The 19,066-nt window shown below is 47.3% G+C and carries 1 protein-coding gene (running past one end of the window); it reads right to left on the bottom strand.

Features of this window, described 5'->3' with window-relative positions; translation table 11 throughout:
• On the bottom strand, window positions 1-19,066 hold the 3' portion of the coding sequence (locus C7R93_RS18345) for a non-ribosomal peptide synthetase (protein ID WP_106840168.1). It continues 2,447 nt past the right edge of the window; the window shows 19,066 of its 21,513 coding nt (coding positions 2,448-21,513); its start codon lies off the right edge, out of view; the stop codon is at window positions 1-3.

Genomic DNA, 19,066 nt, shown 5'->3' on the forward strand with positions numbered 1-19,066 from the left:
TTATCCCTCCACTATTTGTAGCTTCCAAATACTGGTCGTATGGTTAGGTTTCTGGCTCAGATATGTCAGTGTTTCTGTTGAACGATCTGCTTCTTCACGGTAGACGTTAAATCGGTTTAGAGTCGGAGGTGCAATCGAATGTCGTTTGTTCGGACGCGAGACTGCCTCCTCCCAGGATTGTAAAACGACATTGGCGTTGGTTCCCCCATCTGCAAAACAATTAATCGCTGCCGTTCTGGTCGAATCGTTCCATTCAGAAAGCTGTCGATGAAAATAAAAAGGCGTTGACTCCATATGGAAATGGGTCATTCGCTCTTGCCCTGATAGGAACGGAACCAATTTTTGATGTTTGAGCATCAGCACGACTTTTATCAAACTAGCAATCCCTTCTGCGCATAAGGGATGTCCGATATTTGGCTTGATCGAACCTAATCCGCAAGCGGCTGTATTCGATGAGCGATAGACAGACTGAATGGCTTTGAGTTCAAGTAAATCTGTAACCTCTGAACCCGAGCCATTCGCTTCTATATAGCTGATTTGTTCCGGCTTCACGCCAGCTTTAGCCAGTGCTGTCTGCATAACCTCTTTTTGGGCTTGCAGATTCGGGGTGGCAGGGCCTGCCGTTCGTCCATCATTATTGACCGCTACTCCCTTGATGACGGCATGTATTTCATCACCATCAGCAAGTGCTTGCTCAACGGTCTTCAATAGAACCATTCCTACGCCTTCTCCCAATACGAGTCCGCCCGCACGCCTGTCAAAAATATGGAAGGCAGGCTCTTCGCTTAAGATTCCTCTTTGGTGGAACATCCGATGCGCTTCATCACCGTTTAACACGTTAACCCCACAGACGATAGCAGCCTCAATCTCTCCACTACGAAGCGAATGAATCGCCATATTCATCCCGACCAGTGCCGAAGAGCATGCGGTATCGATGACCATACTTGGACCTCTAAGATCGAAGTACTGGGAAATATTTGTAGCCAAATAGTTTTGTCCCACAGTCATAATCGGGTTTTGTGTTTGATGAAGACGATCTTCGCTTGGGCGATGATTACTTCTTGCCCCAATGTAGACGCCTACCGCTTTTCCCTTGATGTCCTTCGGTGTGTATCCAGCTTGATGCCATAGATGAAGACTTTCCTCCAATATCAATAAAGCTTGAGGGTCCATTGCCTTCGCATCTTCTTTTGCTATCAGGAAGAAAGAAGGATCAAAAGCAGTAATATTGTCCAGAAGTCCCGCATGATAGGGATTTTCATACCCCCAGCGTTCCTTGGGCACCGAGCCAATGGCTGATCGGCCATCCGCTAACAATTTCCAATATTCTTCCACGTTACGAGCACCCGGAAAACGGCAAGAGAGCCCCACTACTGCAATATCAGATGGATTTGCCTCTCTATATGGGGCAGCCTGACTACTCATACTCACCATCTGGCTTTTCACAGTCTCACTATGCCTGGACTGACTCTTCGAATCGTCGTTCATTTCAGGAGAAGTCGACGCCAGATTGTCAGCCATGGAATCACCGTGATTACCGACAATCCATTCTGCAAGTGTTTCTATGGTGGGATATTCATATAAAATCGTCGGATCCAAGTCCTTGCCCAACCATTTACTGATCTCATTCATGACTTGAGCCAGTAACACCGAATCAATCCCATAGTCTGGAAACTCTTTATCTATCTCCAATCTGGCAGGATCTATTTTCAACTCCTTCGCAAATAGCCCAATCAATCTTGTTTGCGCTGTCTTCACAAGATCAACTAAGCTTTGCGTCGGCTTGCCTGATGTTGGACGATGAGACGACAGGTTCGCAGCAAAAACTTCTGGCTTTTTGTGTTGCATCAATTGATGAGGTTCCCACAACTCTTGGTTGATTACTGCCGGGAAAACAACGGGACCTATCTTTTGCAAAAGAATTTGGTCCAACAATCGCAGTCCTTGCTCATCAGTGATGTGTACCAGTCCTGTTTGTTGATAGGCTTTGGTCGTAACTGCACCAATTCCTGTTTCCTTCCAACTCGGCCACTGAATGCTAGTGATCGGGCAAGAATCAGCATGTGCGCAAGCAAAATAATCCATATAGGCATTGGCTAACGCATAATCACTCTGTCCTGCTGCCAAGGATGGAATGATTGCCGAAACAGATGAAAAGAGAACGAAGAACTGTAGGGGCTCTTCCTTGCAGTTTTGGTATATCGTATGCAGTCCAGCCACTTTCGGTTGTAATACATGCTGAATCCCATCAGTCGATTTCCGAATAAACGCAGGGTTTTGATCATCGCTATATCCAGCGCAATGAATTACCCCGCCAATCGGACCCATCGTCTGTTTCAAATCCTGCAAATGCTGTTGCCAAGCCTTTTCATCGGTTAAGGATACAGCTAAGACTTGAACCTGCACGCCTTGCGCTTCCAAAGCTTGTATCGCCTGAATTTTCTTTGCTACAGAATTGCTTTGCTGCTGATAGGCTCCCCATTGCTCACGCGGTGGCAGACTTTCTCTCCCTGTTAGCACCAGTTTTTTGACACCATAACGCTCTACAAAATGCTTGGCACATAAATATCCAAGCCCTCGTGTACCTCCTGTGATCAATAGAACATGGTTCTCAGGGAAAACAAGCGCTGACTCCTGACTGTCTGCTACTATCGCTTCCTGAAGATAAGCGCTGTAACGCTCACCAGATCGGTAGCAAACCTCTGTTTCCTGGTCATCAATGAGAAACTCTGTTGCAATCTGTTGCGCAAGTTCTTCTACATCAGCCGATGGCTCCAGATCCACATGGCGTGATTGCAGATGCTTATACTCACTTTGCAGCATGCGGTACAAGCCGACACGTGAGGCGCCCGACAAATTGACAAAGTCATTCTGGTAAGACTCCAAGCCTTTTGTCACACCCAATAGCTTCAAGCCTTCCTTATGACCATTCTCAATGAGTTGTTGCAACCATGGAATCCAAGTCAACAAATCAGTCTGCTGATGTCCACAACCGATCAAATCTACGACGCCATCATAGTTTTTCCACTCCATCTCATCCCGATGGAATCGTGATTCGAGCTCGTTCAGCTCTAGGATTTCACTCTTAGCGAACTGGCTGGACAATTGAATCGCCAATTGCTTCGTTTCATCCGTTGTGAGAATACCAATCGTTCGATGGGCTACCTTGGTTGGCATCGCTGGGCAAGCCTTCCACTGCTTTTTCACGAAGCGCATGTCTTCCTGAACAGGAGGCTCCTCATAGGTGGATATGGATGTTGCACCTGTAAATGGTGTATATCCACCAGGCACCCAATAAGCTTCTTTGCTAAACGGATAAGTTGGAAGACTCATCCGGCGAGGCTTCCTCTCACCATACAAGCTGTTCCAGTCAATGTTCAGCCCTTTCACCCAAACGTCCAGCAATTTGCCGTATTTGCCTTTGTTCATCCAGGAATCAATCATTTGCGGCAGATCCTCATCTGCTGCAAAGATTGCCAAGGTCTCTTTATGACGTTTTACCTGTCCGTGGTACAGGTCTTCAATGTCCTTCTGTCTTCCCACGAATTGCTTCAATTTCTTTTCAAGTTCAATCATCGAGCCCGCAATCACAGCCAAACGTTCTTCCATCGCTTCTCGGCCCACTTGAAGGGTATACGCTATTTCAGCTAAATCCGTATCGGACAATCCATGTTCCTCAATGGCTCCGAGCAGTCGTTGGACCCGTTGATGAAGCTGCTCCTCATTCTTAGCCGATAAGAGAATCAATGCGGGATTTTGCGGACTTGCCATTACAGTAGGCTGCTCTTGCGTTTTAGGAATATATTCTTCAATCACCACATGAGCATTCGATCCGCCCGCACCAAAACTGCTCACACCGGCACGTCGTGGAACTTCCCGCCCCTCAATGACATGGCGTTTCCACTCCGCCAGCTCTTGCTGAACAACAAACGGCGTCATGCCGAAATCTATATTCGGATTGAGTACTTCTGCATGGAGGGATGGCGCTAATTGTCCATGCTTGAGCTGCAATAGCACCTTCGTCACCCCAGCGATTCCCGCTGCACTCTCACAATGCCCGATGTTGGACTTCGCCGATCCAATGGCACAAAACTGCTTGTCATTGGTATACGCTTGGAAAGCCTTCGTTAAGCCCGTAATTTCAATGGGATCACCTAATGAGGTCCCCGTACCGTGCGCTTCCAGATAGCTAATCGTCCGTGGATCGATTCCCGCTTTTTCGAAAGCACGTCCAATAACCCGAGCTTGGGCATTCGGGCTAGGTACATTGTATCCATTGGTTTTTCCTCCATGGTTAACGGCGGTTCCTTTTATCACACCATAAATTTGATCTCCATCGGCAATCGCTTTCGCCAGAGGTTTAAGCAGGACTGCTCCCACCCCCTCGCCAGGTACATAACCATCACCGCCGATACCAAAGCTTTCGCATCGTCCTTTGCTAGATGCGAATTTGCCCTGTCCAAGCATCAAGTATTTATTAGGGTGGATCGAAACATTGACACCACCTGCAATCGCCGCCTCACATTCCCCTTGCTGCAAACTTTGGCAGGCCAAATGAATGGTGGTCAGCGAAGAAGAGCACATGGTATCTACCGCCATGCTAGGTCCATGGAAGTTGCAGAAATAAGAAACCCGATTCGCAATGGATGCTGGACTTCCTGCGAGCGCTATCGGTCTGCCGAGCATCGTTTCTTGGGCTCCGTAGAGCTGGTATTCTTCGTACATGACTCCGACATAGACCCCGACATTACCGCCTAGACCCATGCCAGGTGCCGAGCCAAGAGATTCACGAGTATACCCCGCATCCTCTAACGTTTCATAGACGCATTCCAAGAACAAGCGCTCTTGCGGGTCCATGATTTCAGCCTCTCTTGGTGTGATATTGAAAAATAACGGGTCAAATTGATCAACACCGTCCAGGAAGCCTCCCCACTTGCTGTAGGTTTTTCCTTGCTTTTTCTTATCTGCATCAAAAAACAGGCTGTGATCCCAACGCTCTTCAGGAATTTCTGTGACACAATCCTTGCCATCACGCAGATTACGCCAGAACTCATTGATATTTCCAGCCTTCGGATATCGACCTGAGACCCCAATAATCGCAATGTCTAAGGCGTCGTTGGCTGGTTTGGTATTTCTCGTCGTTTCTATCAATGCGTTGCCTCTGCTCCTGCGGTTGTTGATAATCGGTTTTGCCGTTGCAGCAACCATCGCTGGTGCAACGCTCGACTTAATAACAGGGGATGCCGTTGGTGCTGCTTTCTCATCCATACCAAGCATGCTCATCATTTGATCTCGATGCGAAGCTAAGAAGTATTTCGCAATTTCTTCGATGGTTTGATATTCGAAAAATAATGTTTTCGACAACGAACCAAACGTTTTTTCTAATTCATTCGTTAATTGCATGACCATAATCGAGTCAATACCGTACTTTTCCAACAAGGCATCTGCTTCGATGCGGTCTATTGGCAGCTTGATGACGGAAGAGACCAGCTTTTTGAAATAATAGATCGCTTTTTCCTTTGGCAAATGATGACTTGATGGTTGTATTACGGTAGAGGCTTTGACGTCTTGTTCTGTTGTCTTCGGTCTCCCCACCAGTGCTTGGTGGAGGCGTTGTAGATCTCCTTCCATTACCATCACCTGATCTTTTCGAGAAGCTACGGCTTCATAAAAAGCACGAATACCCGTCGCGGTCTGCAAAGCGATCATTCCTACACTTTGTTTCACCATCTCCTCAACTGCTTCATCTACTTGCATTCCGCCCTCTTTCCAGAGCGGCCAATTGATAGAGACAGTTCGACCCTGACGTTGTTTAGCCTGCACCAGTTCATTCCGATATTTCGCATAGCCATCCATAAAGGCATTGGCGCAAGCATAGTCTGCCTGACCAACATTTCCTATACTTCCTGCTATCGACGAAAAGAGGACGAAGAAATCGAGCGGCTGATCTTTGCATGCCTCATCCAAATTAGTAAGACCGGCAACTTTTGGCGCTACCACTTGGTTCCATTCTTCTGTCGTTTTCTTCAGGATGAAGTTATCTCGAACAACACCCGCACTATGGATGATGCCGTGAAGACTTCCGAATTCCTGTTGAATATTTTGGATGAGCTGTTCTACTTCCTGCTTGTCCGTCACATCAACTTGATGGTAGACAACCCTTGCCCCTGACCTTTGCAAATCATGAAGCATCGCTTGTTTATCTTCATGCAGAGGAGAACGTCCTGTGAGAATTAATGTTGACTGTTTCGCTTGACTCGCAATTTCCCTTGCGAAAATCAACCCTAAACCGCCTGCTCCCCCCGTAATCAAATAGGTTCCTTGATCTTTCCACGGAAGGGTGACATCATCATGCAATGGCTTAGTTTCGCACCAGCCCAGTACATGGCGTTTACCTGCTTGATAGCGAATTCGGTCGTCCATCGGATTGCAGGCATTCTCTTGCAGCTTGCCTACGATTTCTGCCGCATGTTCATCTCGGTTTATTTCAATGAATTGACCGATTAGATTTGGATTCTCCTGCCGAGCTGTTTTCAGCAATCCAGAAAGTCCGCTTACGTATGATTGCTCAGCTTTGTGGGGAACGACGACCTGCAATATCACCTTGCCCAGTATCTTTTGTTGGAAGACGTTTTGGATTTCTAAAAATACTTGGGAAGCATAGGTCTCGAACCTGTGCGCAATGCCATCCTGTTGGGATTGCAAAGAAATCAAGCGCACTTCGCTCATCTGTGCAGATATACTTGCAAGCGACGATTCAAAACCTTCTGCAATCATCACGATATGCTGTGCATAGGTAGGAGTCGCCGTTTCTTGAACACCTGCTTGCTCCTTCCAGCAAGGATTTACCATCAGCATCCCTTGTGCCCCTCTGGATTCGAAGCCGTCAACTTTACCGTCCAGCTTACGAGAGGAAAAACGCTTCATTCTGACGCAAACATTTCCTGCTTCGTCACATAAGTCAATATCCAGCTTCTGCACATGATCAGAAGCACTGCTGCCATCACTGTAGCGAATATACGCCCACATCTGTGGCACGCAAGGACTGAAGATTTCCAGCTCATCCAGCGCAAAAGGCAGGATGGGCTTTAGCGAATCAAGATTGTGAGCGAGGCTCCTGTCATCTGCCCCCATAAATAAACCAATCGCCGCCTGCAAAGCAGAATCCATCATACTTGGGTGCAGCACAAACTGTTCTTCTGTCCCCAAAACAGCGAAAGGTAAAGACAGCTTCGCCAACACCTGCTCGAAGCCCTTATGGACTTGCTCAATTCCTTGCAGGGCTGGCCCGTATTGGATTCCCATTGCTTTATAGACGTCATAGCATTGGCTGCCGCTCAAGATGCTATGGCTACACGCTTCTTGTACCATAGCGAGATCAAGCGTTGGCGTCTCGGCAACCGTATAGAATACGGCACTTCCCTGACTGTGGACAATCTCTTCTGTTTCATTTCCTGTATGCTCACTGTAGATTCGATAGCCAATCTCTCCACTGTCTTCTAGCTGAAGACCAATGTGAACATCGACCGGCTGATCATCGACAGCAATTGGCTTGGCCCACACAATATTTTTGAGCGTAATACCATTCTGTCCCGCGCTCAGGGCTCCCGCTGACTGGTCGATTGCCTCACGTGCCATTTCGAGATAGGCAACACCCGGTAAGAGCTGCTGTCCATTCACAACATGGTCTGACAAGAAAAATTCCTGTCCACGGAAGGTAGAACTATACCGCTGCTCCAATAATTCAGACGTGTTTTTCTGGAGCAATGGGTGAAGGAAGAGCGTCCCTTCTGATGCTGCTGCAACCTCGCTAACAAATTGCGTATCCATCTGAGGAATCCAATAGCGTTCTCTTGCAAACGGATACGTAGGCAAGCTAATGCGACGAGGTTTCTTCTCACCGTAAAGCTTTTGCCAATCAATCACGCCTCCACTTACCCACAGATCAAGCAGCTTGGCGTATTTTCTTTTGCTTATCCAAGCATCGATTGCCTTTTTCAAATCTTCATCTGCTTCAAACACGGCGATCGTCTTCTTATTGCTCTTCACCTGTCCACGGAATACGTCTGTGACGCCTTCCTGTCCATTTACAAATTGCATCAGCTTGTCCTGAAGCTCTTGAATGGAGCTGGTCATTACAGCCAGGCGTTCGTCCATGGCTTCTCGTCCCATTTGCAGCGTGTAGGCAATATCCGCCAAGTCCATTTCAGACAAGGACTGATCCCTGATCGCGGCTAACAAACGCTGTGCCTGTTCGTGGAGCTGGTTTTCATTTTTCGCTGACAGGAGAATGATCACTGGATTCGCGTGACTTACTTGGATAGCTTGACGTTTCTCATATTCTGGCATGTATTCTTCAATGACAATATGAGCATTCGAGCCACCCGCACCAAAGCTGCTCACACCCGAGCGTCTTGGAATTTCCTTACCGTCAATAATAGGACGTTTCCACTCCGCCAGCTCTTGCTGTACGACAAACGGAGTCGTGCTGAAATCAATATTCGGGTTTAGCACCTCCGCATGTAACGATGGTGCTAGTTGTCCGTGTTTGAGCTGCAACAGGATCTTCGTTATCCCGGCAATTCCCGCTGCACTCTCGCAATGGCCGATATTGGACTTCGCTGATCCGATTGAGCAAAACTGCTTGTCAGTTGTGTATGCTTGGAAAGCTTTTGTCAATCCTGCGATCTCTATTGGATCTCCTAAAGAAGTGCCTGTACCGTGAGCTTCCAAATAACTGATCGTCCGTGGATCAATTCCTGCCTCCTTCAAGGCACGTCCAATTACACTCGCTTGTGCATTGGGGTTAGGTACGGTATAACCATTTGTTTTGCCACCATGGTTAATGGCGCTTCCTTTAATCACACCGTAAATTTGATCTCCATCGGCAATCGCTTTCGCCAGAGGCTTCAGCAGTATTGCTCCGACACCCTCTCCAGGCACATAGCCGTCACCGCCAAGCCCAAAGCTTTCGCATCGTCCCTTGCTGGAAGCAAATTTTCCCTGTCCAAGCATCAAATATTTATTCGGATGAATCGATACGTTGACACCACCCGCAATCGCAACCTCGCATTCATTGCGTAGCAAGCTTTGGCAGGCAAAATGAATGCCTGTTAGCGAGGAGGAACACATGGTATCAACCGCTACGCTAGGACCATGGAAATTAAAGAAATAAGAGACACGGTTCGCTACAGATGAGAAGCTTCCGCCAAGGGCCATCGGTCTACCCATCATGGTTTCTTGTGCGCCATACAGTTGATACTCTTCATACATGATGCCGACATAAACACCCACATTACCGCCAAGGCCGAATCCTTGGGACGATCCGAGAGATTCGCGGGTATAGCCTGCATCCTCTAAGGTTTCATACACACACTCCAGGAATAAACGTTCCTGAGGGTCCATGATTTCTGCTTCCAGAGGCGAGATGTTAAAGAAAAGCGGATCGAATTGATCAACACCGTCTATGAATCCGCCCCATTTGCTGTAGGTTTTTCCCCGTTTGTTCTTATCCTCATCAAAATACAAACTGTGGTTCCAGCGCTCTTTAGGGATTTCCGTAATGCAATCCTTGCCATCGCGCAGGTTGTTCCAAAACTCTTGGGTATTCCGCGCTTTCGGATAACGTCCAGAAACCCCAATGATCGCAATGTCCAAAGCGCCTTTTACTGGTTGGGTTTCCTTCTGTGTCGAAGTGAACCGCGAGCCTTTGCGACCTCTTTCGCGACGGCTGTTCATGAGCCTTTTCGATGTGTTTTCTTCTTTTGTGACGGATGCTGTTTCTTGGATAACAACTGTTTCCTGCTGTTCCTTCAGACCTAGGATTTCAATAAATTTGTCTCGATAGGAATCCAGGAAATATCCAATCAATTCTTGAATGGTTTGATATTCAAAAAATAACGTTTTCGGCAGCGAGCCAAAGCTTTTCTCTAATTGGTTGGTTAATTTCATGGATAGAATCGAATCAATTCCGTATGTCTCCATAGAGGCATCTTCTTCTATTCGATTCACTGGCAGTTGCAGGACCTCGGCAAATTCCTTTTTAACAAAATGAGTCGCCCTCTCGTGAAGGACATTTTGTTCCACACTGGTGATCGTTTGTTTTTCATTTTGCTCAATTCTGGTTGGTGTGCTCGATGCCACTGGCTGCATCTGTTTTACCAGCATCTCTTCAAATTCTTCAAGTAAATAGGAGGCAAGCTTCTGAAGTGTTGGACACTCCACGAACACAGTCGGAATCAGCCCAATGTTATATTGCTGGCTTAGTTTGTTGGAGAATTCTGTCAGTAGAACCTGATTAAATCCGAGCTCAGACAATTCTACTTTGACATCAATATCCGTAGTATGAACCTGAAGCAGCTCCGACACGGTTTGCATCAAAGCAAGTTCCACTTCATGCAGCAGGTTGCTGGTATCCATCGTTACCGAAGCTTCAGATAGCTTTGTTTGAGAAGAACTGACTGGTGCTTGCAAAAACAATGTTTGTTTGAGCTTTGCCATGTCCCCTGTCATCACCATAACCTGAGCTTTTCCGGAGGCTAAGCCTTGGTACATAGCTGCAATGCCCGTTGAAGTCTCCATAGCGACTACTCCCATGCTATTCTTCAACATGTCACCAGCATCTGCTCCAGCCTGCATTCCGCCCTCTTTCCACAACGGCCAATTCATGGACATTGTCTGTCCGTGACGTTGCTTTCGTGCAACCAGTCCATTGCGATAGTGAGCAAATCCGTCCATAAAGGCGTTGGCGCAAGCATAATCGGCTTGTCCGATATTTCCCAAGCTGCCTGCCACGGAGGAAAACAACACCAAGAAATCCAGCTCTACATCCTTGCAGGCTTCATCCAGATTGATGAGACCCGTAACCTTCGGACCCTGAACCGTTTGGACCTCCTCCATGTTTTTCTTGAGGATGTAGCTGTCACGAATCACGCCAGCACTATGAATAACGCCATGAAGACGTCCAAAGTCCTGTTGAATCGTATGGACCAAATCAGCCATTTCCTGTTTCTGCGTCACATCAGCTTGGCGATATTCAACTCTTGCTCCCGATTTTTTCAATTCATAGAGCTTACCTTGCTTCTCTTCATCCAATGGGGAACGTCCTGTAAGAATCAGGTTTGCATGTTGAACCTTTTGTACAATTTCTTTGGCAAAAATATAACCCAGTCCGCCTGCCCCGCCAGTGATGAGATAAAGCCCACCGTCTTTCCATGGAAGGCTCGCGGCTTGGGGAGCATCTAGTTCTACCCACTCAGATACATATCTCTTTCCAGCTTGGTATCGAATCTGAATATCCAATGGGCGACCTACATTCTCATTTACTTTTTCCGCAATATCTAATTCGTCTTCTCCCGCTTCTACCTCAATTACCTGTCCAATCAGGTTGGGATTCTCCAATTTCGCCGTTTTCAGCAATCCAGAGAATGCGGTGAAAAATGGCTGTTCTTCTCCCATTGGAACGACAAGCTGAACCAATACCTTGCCGCGTACTTTTTGTTTGATAATGCCTTGAATTACCTCCAATACCTGCGTCGTATAATCAATGAAACGCTCGGCAATGCCTTCTTGTGAGGATCGCAAAGGAATGCAACGTACGCCATTCAAATAGGTTGGGAGATGATTCCAAGAGACTCGATGCGGTTCAACGATCATCATGACTCGCTCTGTATAGTCAGGGGCTTCGGCGTTGCTCACAACCGCTTGTTCCTTCCACTCAGGACGAACCAGCAGTGTCCCGATTTTCCCTTTGGAATCTGCAGTCTCTACTTCGCCTTCCAGCACTCGTGCGGAGAAGCCCTTCATACTTACACAAACCGTTCCTTGGTCGTCACACAAGTCAATATCTACTTTCTGTACCTTGTCTCCCGTCCTACTGCCGACAGCTTGTCGAATCCATACCCACATCTGGGATGTAGTCTGGCTAAAAATGCTCAGCTTCTCCAGTGCAAAAGGCAGGATTGGCTTTTGAATCGCCGTATCACCAGCGCCAAGCAATAATCCAATAGAGGATTGTAAGGCCGAATCCAGCATGCTCGGATGCAAAGTGAATTCTCCTTGCGTCTCGGCTACCTTGGAAGGCATGGCTAACTTGGCCAATACTTGTGCCTCTCCCACGTACACCTGCTCAATTCCTTGATGGGCTGGACCATAGATAAGTCCCATTGTTTGAAAGGCTTCGTAACACTCACTTGCATGAAGCGTGCGATAGCTGCATTGGGCTTTGATCGCATCCAAATTATGCGTTGGCGTTGCAGTGAGCGCTGCAAACTCAACACTTCCTTGGCTGTGTACGACCACTTCATCCTGTTCTACTTGCGGTTCACTGTATATTTCATAACGAAGGTCGCCGTTTTCCTCAGGATAAATGCCGATGTGTACCTGAACAGGCTTGTCTTCCACCACAATCGGTTGCGCCCAACCTACATTTTTCAGCTCCATCGCGAATGGCTCTTCTTCCAACGCTCCCGCTGCTAGATCCGCAGCAGCACGAGCCATCTCAAGATAAGCAACCCCAGGCAGGATTCTCTTTCCTTTTACAACATGATCCGTTAAAAAGAATTCCTGACCATCAAAAGTAGAGCTGAATCTTTGCTCACTGAGATCCGACGTATTTTGATGCAGCAAAGGATGAAGGGTAGCAGTCAGACCAAGCGTGCCTTTTGCGTTATTTGACGACTGTGCCTTGGGTTTTGGCAGCCAGTAGTGCTCTCTGGCAAAAGGATACGCAGGCAAGCTAATCCGACGAGGCTTGTTCTCGTCATAAAGTTTATTCCAATCAAAATTCAAACCCTTCACCCAGAAATCGAGAAGCTTGGAGAATTTTTTGCGTTGAATCCACTTCTCAATCGCTTCTTGCAATTCCTCATCGCCTGCGAAGATGTCTGCTGTTTCTCTGCCGCGTTTTACCTGTCCACGATAGAGGTCGACTATGCTGTCATTACCTGCAAGAAAGTTTTGCAACTTCTCTGCAAGTTCTGTAAGCGAGCTCGTCATCAGGGCCAGGCGCTCTTCCATTGCCTCGCGTCCCACTTGGAGCGTATAAGCAATATCTGCCAGATTGACATCTGAAAATGATTGCTCCTCAATCGACGCTAACAGTCTTTGCACTTGTTCGACGAGACGCTCCTTATTCTTTGCCGACAGAACGATGAGCGCCGGATTTTGCGGACTAACCGTAATCGAAGGAAGTTCCTTGACCTCCGGAATATATTCCTCAATCACGACGTGTGCATTGGCCCCTCCTGCACCAAAAGAAGAAATCCCGGCAATCCTCGGGAATTCTCTCATTTCTCCATTCACTTCAATGAGCGGTCGCTTCCATTCAGCCAAGTCCTGCTGAACGACAAAAGGCGTTTTCGAAAACGGAATATTCGGATTCAACTCTTTGGCATGCAGGCTTGGGACCAGCTGCTGATGCTTCATTTGCAGCAATATTTTTGCCACTCCTGCTATTCCAGCCGCTGCTTCCAAGTGACCAATATTGGATTTAACGGAACCAATCGCACAATATCCTGTATTCTGCGTATCCTTGCGGAAGGCTTGGATGAGACCGGTAATTTCAATTGGATCGCCCAGCTCCGTGCCTGTTCCGTGAGCTTCCACATAGCTTACTGTATTGGCATGAACGCCTGCCTTATCCAATGCTTGGCGAATCAGCTCTCCTTGAGCAGTTGGATTCGGTACGGTATAGCCGTTGGTTTTTCCACCGTGATTCACGCTGGTTCCACGAATCACCCCATAAATATGGTCGCCATCTGCAATTGCTTTTGACAGTGGTTTGAGCAGCACTGTACCTACGCCTTCCCCCGGTACAAAACCGTTTCCTCCTTGCCCAAAGCTTTTGCATTGTCCGTCCACGGAAAGCATATGCAACGCAGACAAAAAGACATAGCTGGAAGGATGAAGATACAGGTTGACTCCTCCGGCAATCGCTAGTTCACAATCCCCGTTATACAGATGCTCGCACGCTTCATGAATCGCTGTGAGTGAAGCGGAGCACATCGTATCAATCGGCATACTTGGACCTTGGAGGTTGAGGAAGTAGGAAACACGATTCGTCAGTGAGCTAAACGATGTGTGCGGGTAAATGAATTCACCCTGCTTCCATAAATCAGGTCCATATAAGCTGAATCCCGTTTTTGTGATTCCTCCAAACACTCCGACTCGTCGATTGTACTTTTCCGCAAGCTGTTGTCTCGTATAGCCTGCATCCTCCAGCACTTCCCAGCACGACTCCATAAACAACCGTTCCTGCGGATCAAAATGCATCGCTTCCCACGGGGACATATTGAAAAAGAGCGGGTCAAAGTCAGCGAATCCGTCTACAAATCCGCCCCATTTGCCATAGCTTTTTCCTTCTGCAACAGCTTTGTCTGGATCAGGTTCGAAAAAGCCATCCAGAGACCAGCGCTCTTCCGGAATTTCTGTAATGCAATCCTTTCCGGATTTCAGATTCTCCCAGTATTCGTTCAACGACCGTGCTTTTGGATAACGTCCGCTCATTCCGATAATGGCAATCGGCTCCCGCGCTATCTGATTTCCTGATTGCACGGCTGCACTGTGAGTCGGTGCATAATTGGCTGTTTCACGTTCATGACGCACCAGTGGTGTTGTTTCGCCATTGACCGCACCCTGACGATCTAGCCCCGTCCACTTCATGCATTCCTCATGATGTTCAGCGACGAGATAATCTGCAAGGGTGTCCAGAGTCTGGTATTCATACAAGATGGTCTTGGACAATTCGCTAAAGACATCTTCTAGCTTTTTGTTCAGCTGGATAACCATAATCGAATCGATTCCGTATGTTTCTAACGGTTCATCGACAGCGATTTTACCTGCTCCAAGCCTTGTCTCTTGACCAAACATCACTTTTAGCTGATAGAGCGTTTTATCTTTTAACACGCCTGCATCGACCGATAGCTTCGCTTCCTGCATTGGTGTGGAATCGAACTCCGACAAGGCAGGAGTACCTAGCAAGTGTTCTTTGATTATTGGGAGATTGCCCTCGATGACCAGCATCTGCACAGAGCCAGAAGCCACCCCTTGATACAGCGCCTGAATGCCGCTTGCAGTCGGCATCGCGCTCATGCCTCTGTCCTCCATGATCTTCTCTGTCGCTTCAGCAATACGCATACCGCCTTCTTTCCATAGCGGCCAATTGATGGAGAGTGTTTGGCCCTGGCGTTCGCCTGCTTTCACCAAACCACGACGATACGTGGCGTATTGATCCATAAAGGCATTGGCAGCAGCATAATCAGCTTGCCCTGCATTCCCGAAGCATCCCACCCCAGAGGAGAAGAGAATAAAGAAATCAAGCGCCATATCCTTGCTTGCCTCATCGAGATGAACCAGTCCAGAAACTTTTGGCGCTAGTACTTGCTCCAGTTCGTTCGTAGTTTTTCTAATGATAAAACTGTCGCGAATGACACCCGCAGCGTGAATGATGCCCGTGAGGCTTCCAAACTCTTGCTTGATGCCTTGAAATAACTCTTCTACCGCCTGCTTTTGTGTGATATCAGCTTGGCGATATTGAATATTGGCTCCCAGAGCTTTCAATGCGTTACATTTGGCTGTCTTTTCTTCATCCAAGGAAGAACGACCTGCGATAATCACAGTCGCTCCCTTCGTTCTCTGAGCGATTTCCTTGGCAAAAATCAAGCCTAATCCGCCAGCACCGCCTGTAATTAGATAAACACCTTCATTTTTCCATGCATGCTCCGCTTGCCCAGGAGATTTCATTTCTGTCCAGCCGCTCACCCATCGCTTGCCATCCTGATAACGAATGTGCTTACTTTTCTCATCGGTGCTATTTTGTTGCAGCTTTTTGACCAATTCCGCTGGATGCTCCTCTGCTTGCACTTCAATGAGCTGTCCAATCAGCTTGGGATTTTCCAATTGAGCCGTTTTCAGCAAACCAGAGAGAGCGGAGAAGCATTGCTGTTCCTCTTTGTCAGGCACAACAATCTGAAGCAGAACTTTTCCCTTTGGTTTATTGGCAAGGATTCGTTGGATTTCCGTGAATACTTGGACGGTATAAGCATGAAACCTTTCTGCAATACTTTCCTGCTTTGATTGTGATTGTAAGGCTAGGCAGCGCACTCCGTTCATGTCGGATTCGATACGCTCCTTGAATTCCTCTGCCCATTCACAAAGGATCACGAGATGCTCCACAAAAGCAGGTGAACCAGCTCTTTCGTTGATCTCCCGTTCGTTCCAGCACGGTTGGAGAAGAAGCGTTTCTTGCTTTGGCGTTGCGGAAGCGATTGGTGAAATCTGTACAGAAGCCGTTCCCGACTCCGTGTAGGCATTCTTGTTCGGTTTCGTGGCCATCTCAGGAACCCCATAGGACTCCTCAGCAAAAGGATAGGTAGGAAGGCTGATACGTCGCGGTTTTGCGTCGTTGTAAAGGACTTCCCACTCGATATCAAGACCCTTGCTCCACAACTCGGCTGCTTTTTCGCCCTCGCCTTCTGCAAACAGCTTGGAAATTCGCTCACGATTCGTCTCATTCTTTTTCAATAGGGAGACTTCATGGCTTGCTTGCTTTGCGTTCCCTTTAAAGTTACCCGCTATTTGTTCCGCTCCACTCAAAAAGTCATCCAGCTTTTGAATGAGCTCTTCTGTATCTTTGACAATAAAAATGGCCCTGCTCTCCATTGCTTCTCTTCCCACTTGGAGGGTATAGGCCAAATCTGCTATATGGACTCGTTCATGATTATCTCTAAGGAAATCCACTAGTTGCTGAGCATACGCGTGTACGCGATCATCGTTTTTAGCTGATAGCGGCACGAAATAAACGCGATTGTTGTCATCATCTCTTACGCTGCCACGATTAGCTCCTGCCCCAGCATTCCATTGTTCAAAAATGGCATGCGCATTCGTCCCGCCAAGGCCAAATGAACTCAATGCTGCTCTGTGGGGAACGGGTGCATCCTCCCATATTTTGAGCGTATCAACCACATAAAACGGCGACTGATCCAAATGGATATTCGGATTCGGCTTTTCATAGTTTAGCGATGGAGGAATTTCCTTATGGTATAAGCTTAATGCTACTTTAATGCAACCTGCTAACCCTGCGGCTGTATCGAGATGTCCAATATTGGTCTTAACCGATCCAAGTCCGCAGTACTGTTTATTGGTTGTGTATTTTGTATACACTTCATTGAGCGCTGCAAATTCTATCGGATCGCCTAAATAAGTGCCCGTCCCATGCGCTTCAATATAGCTAACTGTTTCAGGATGAACCTTGGTGTCATCTAATACTTGCTGAATCACTTCAGCCTGACCTTTTATACTTGGCGCATAAAATCCGACTTTATCTGCCCCATCATTATTGATGCGAATTCCTCTCATAAGGGCATAGATATGATCGCCGTCCTTGATCGCATCGGAAGCTTTTTTGAGGACAACCACGCCGACTCCTTCTCCACCGATCATTCCGTCTGCTGAGGCGTCGAACGTCTTGCAGTGACCATCACTGGAAAAGTTCAATCCGGCTTGATAGACATACCCTGTATAAGTCGTAGGGAAAATAGTTGCGCCCCCTACTAAAGCCACTTTCGATTCTCCCGATTGCAGGCTGCGATAAGCCAGATGCAAGCCAACCAGCGAGGAAGAACAATTGGAATGGACGGCAAAGCTCGGACCCTTCAGCCCCATTTTATGAGAAATCATCGTTGGAATGGTTCCACCTTGCGCCAAAACCCACGATACATATTCATTGGGGTCCTTCATGACATTCGGTGTTTCCTTGGTAAAATGCGGCAAGAGTGCTTGATAATAACTATTGCTCGCCGACATAAATACACCCGTTTGCGGAACCTGTTTCGGTGTATACCCTGCATCCTCCAATGCTTTCCATGAATGGGTCAATAACAGTCGAAACTGCGGGTCCATAAATTCTGCGTCTCTGGCTGAAAGGTGGAAGAACCCTGGATCGAAGTGATCCTTCCCTTCAATGGTGGACTGCACAGGGATAAAATTAGGATTCTGTAAGTATTCATCCGGTAGGTGTAATTGATCTAATTCCTCATTAGAGAAGAAACGCACACTTTCTACGCCATTTCGTAAATTCTCCCAAAACTCTCTATGATTTTTAGCTCCCGGGAAGTGGCAGGAGATTCCAATAATCGCGATGCTATCCTCATAGTATTCAGGATAAGTCTCCTCCACTTGTACTCCGCTATTCGCCGTTGCTTGGTTCGGATTGACAACATCTGCTTGCTCATCCGATTCATTCTCTTTTACTGTTGCGATATATTCGCTAATCTCCCTAATATTGACGTACTTAAAGAGAGTGGTCACATTAAGATCGCAATGAAACTCTTCCGTCATTTTGGCAACAACCATGGTAGCTAGAATCGAGTCTCCACCTACATCGAAAAAGCCATCTTCTGTGCTGATCCCCTCTACATTCAGGACATCCTGCCAAATCTTTAACGTCCGCTGTTCAATATCAGATTGCGGCAGACTCTGTTTCTTTGCCTGTGTTACCATAAGCTTTTGATTCAGTAGCTCTGTGCGATCCACTTTTCCATTAGCCGTTAACGGGATTTTATCCATGGAAATAAAAAATGCCGGGAGCATATACTCTGGCAGATTCTTTCTCAAATAATCCCGTAATTTTGATGGCTCAAGCCGTTCATGGTTGGCACCTGCTTTCGGAACATAATAAGCAACTAACCGTTTATGATCTCCCTCTTCTTTCACCAACACGACAACGCTTTGGATCTGTGGATGAGCACTTAATTGGCTCTCGATCTCACCCAATTCAATTCGAAAACCCCGAATTTTCACTTGATGATCGATTCGTCCTAAATACTCAATCGTTCCATCAGGCAGCCAACGTGTTAAATCACCTGTTTTATACAACTTGGTTCCCGGTGTAAATGGGTTATCCACAAACTTCTCTGCGGTTAGCTCTGGGCGATTCAAATAACCGCGAGCTAAGCCTTTCCCCGCTATACAAAGCTCTCCTGGAACACCTACTGGAACCGGATTCATATGGCGATCAACAATGTAGAGCTGCGTATTTGCGACAGGTCTACCAATCGGTGTATTGCTA

Origin of the sequence: Brevibacillus fortis (assembly GCF_003013395.1) — a bacterium.
Lineage (GTDB): Bacteria > Bacillota > Bacilli > Brevibacillales > Brevibacillaceae > Brevibacillus > Brevibacillus fortis.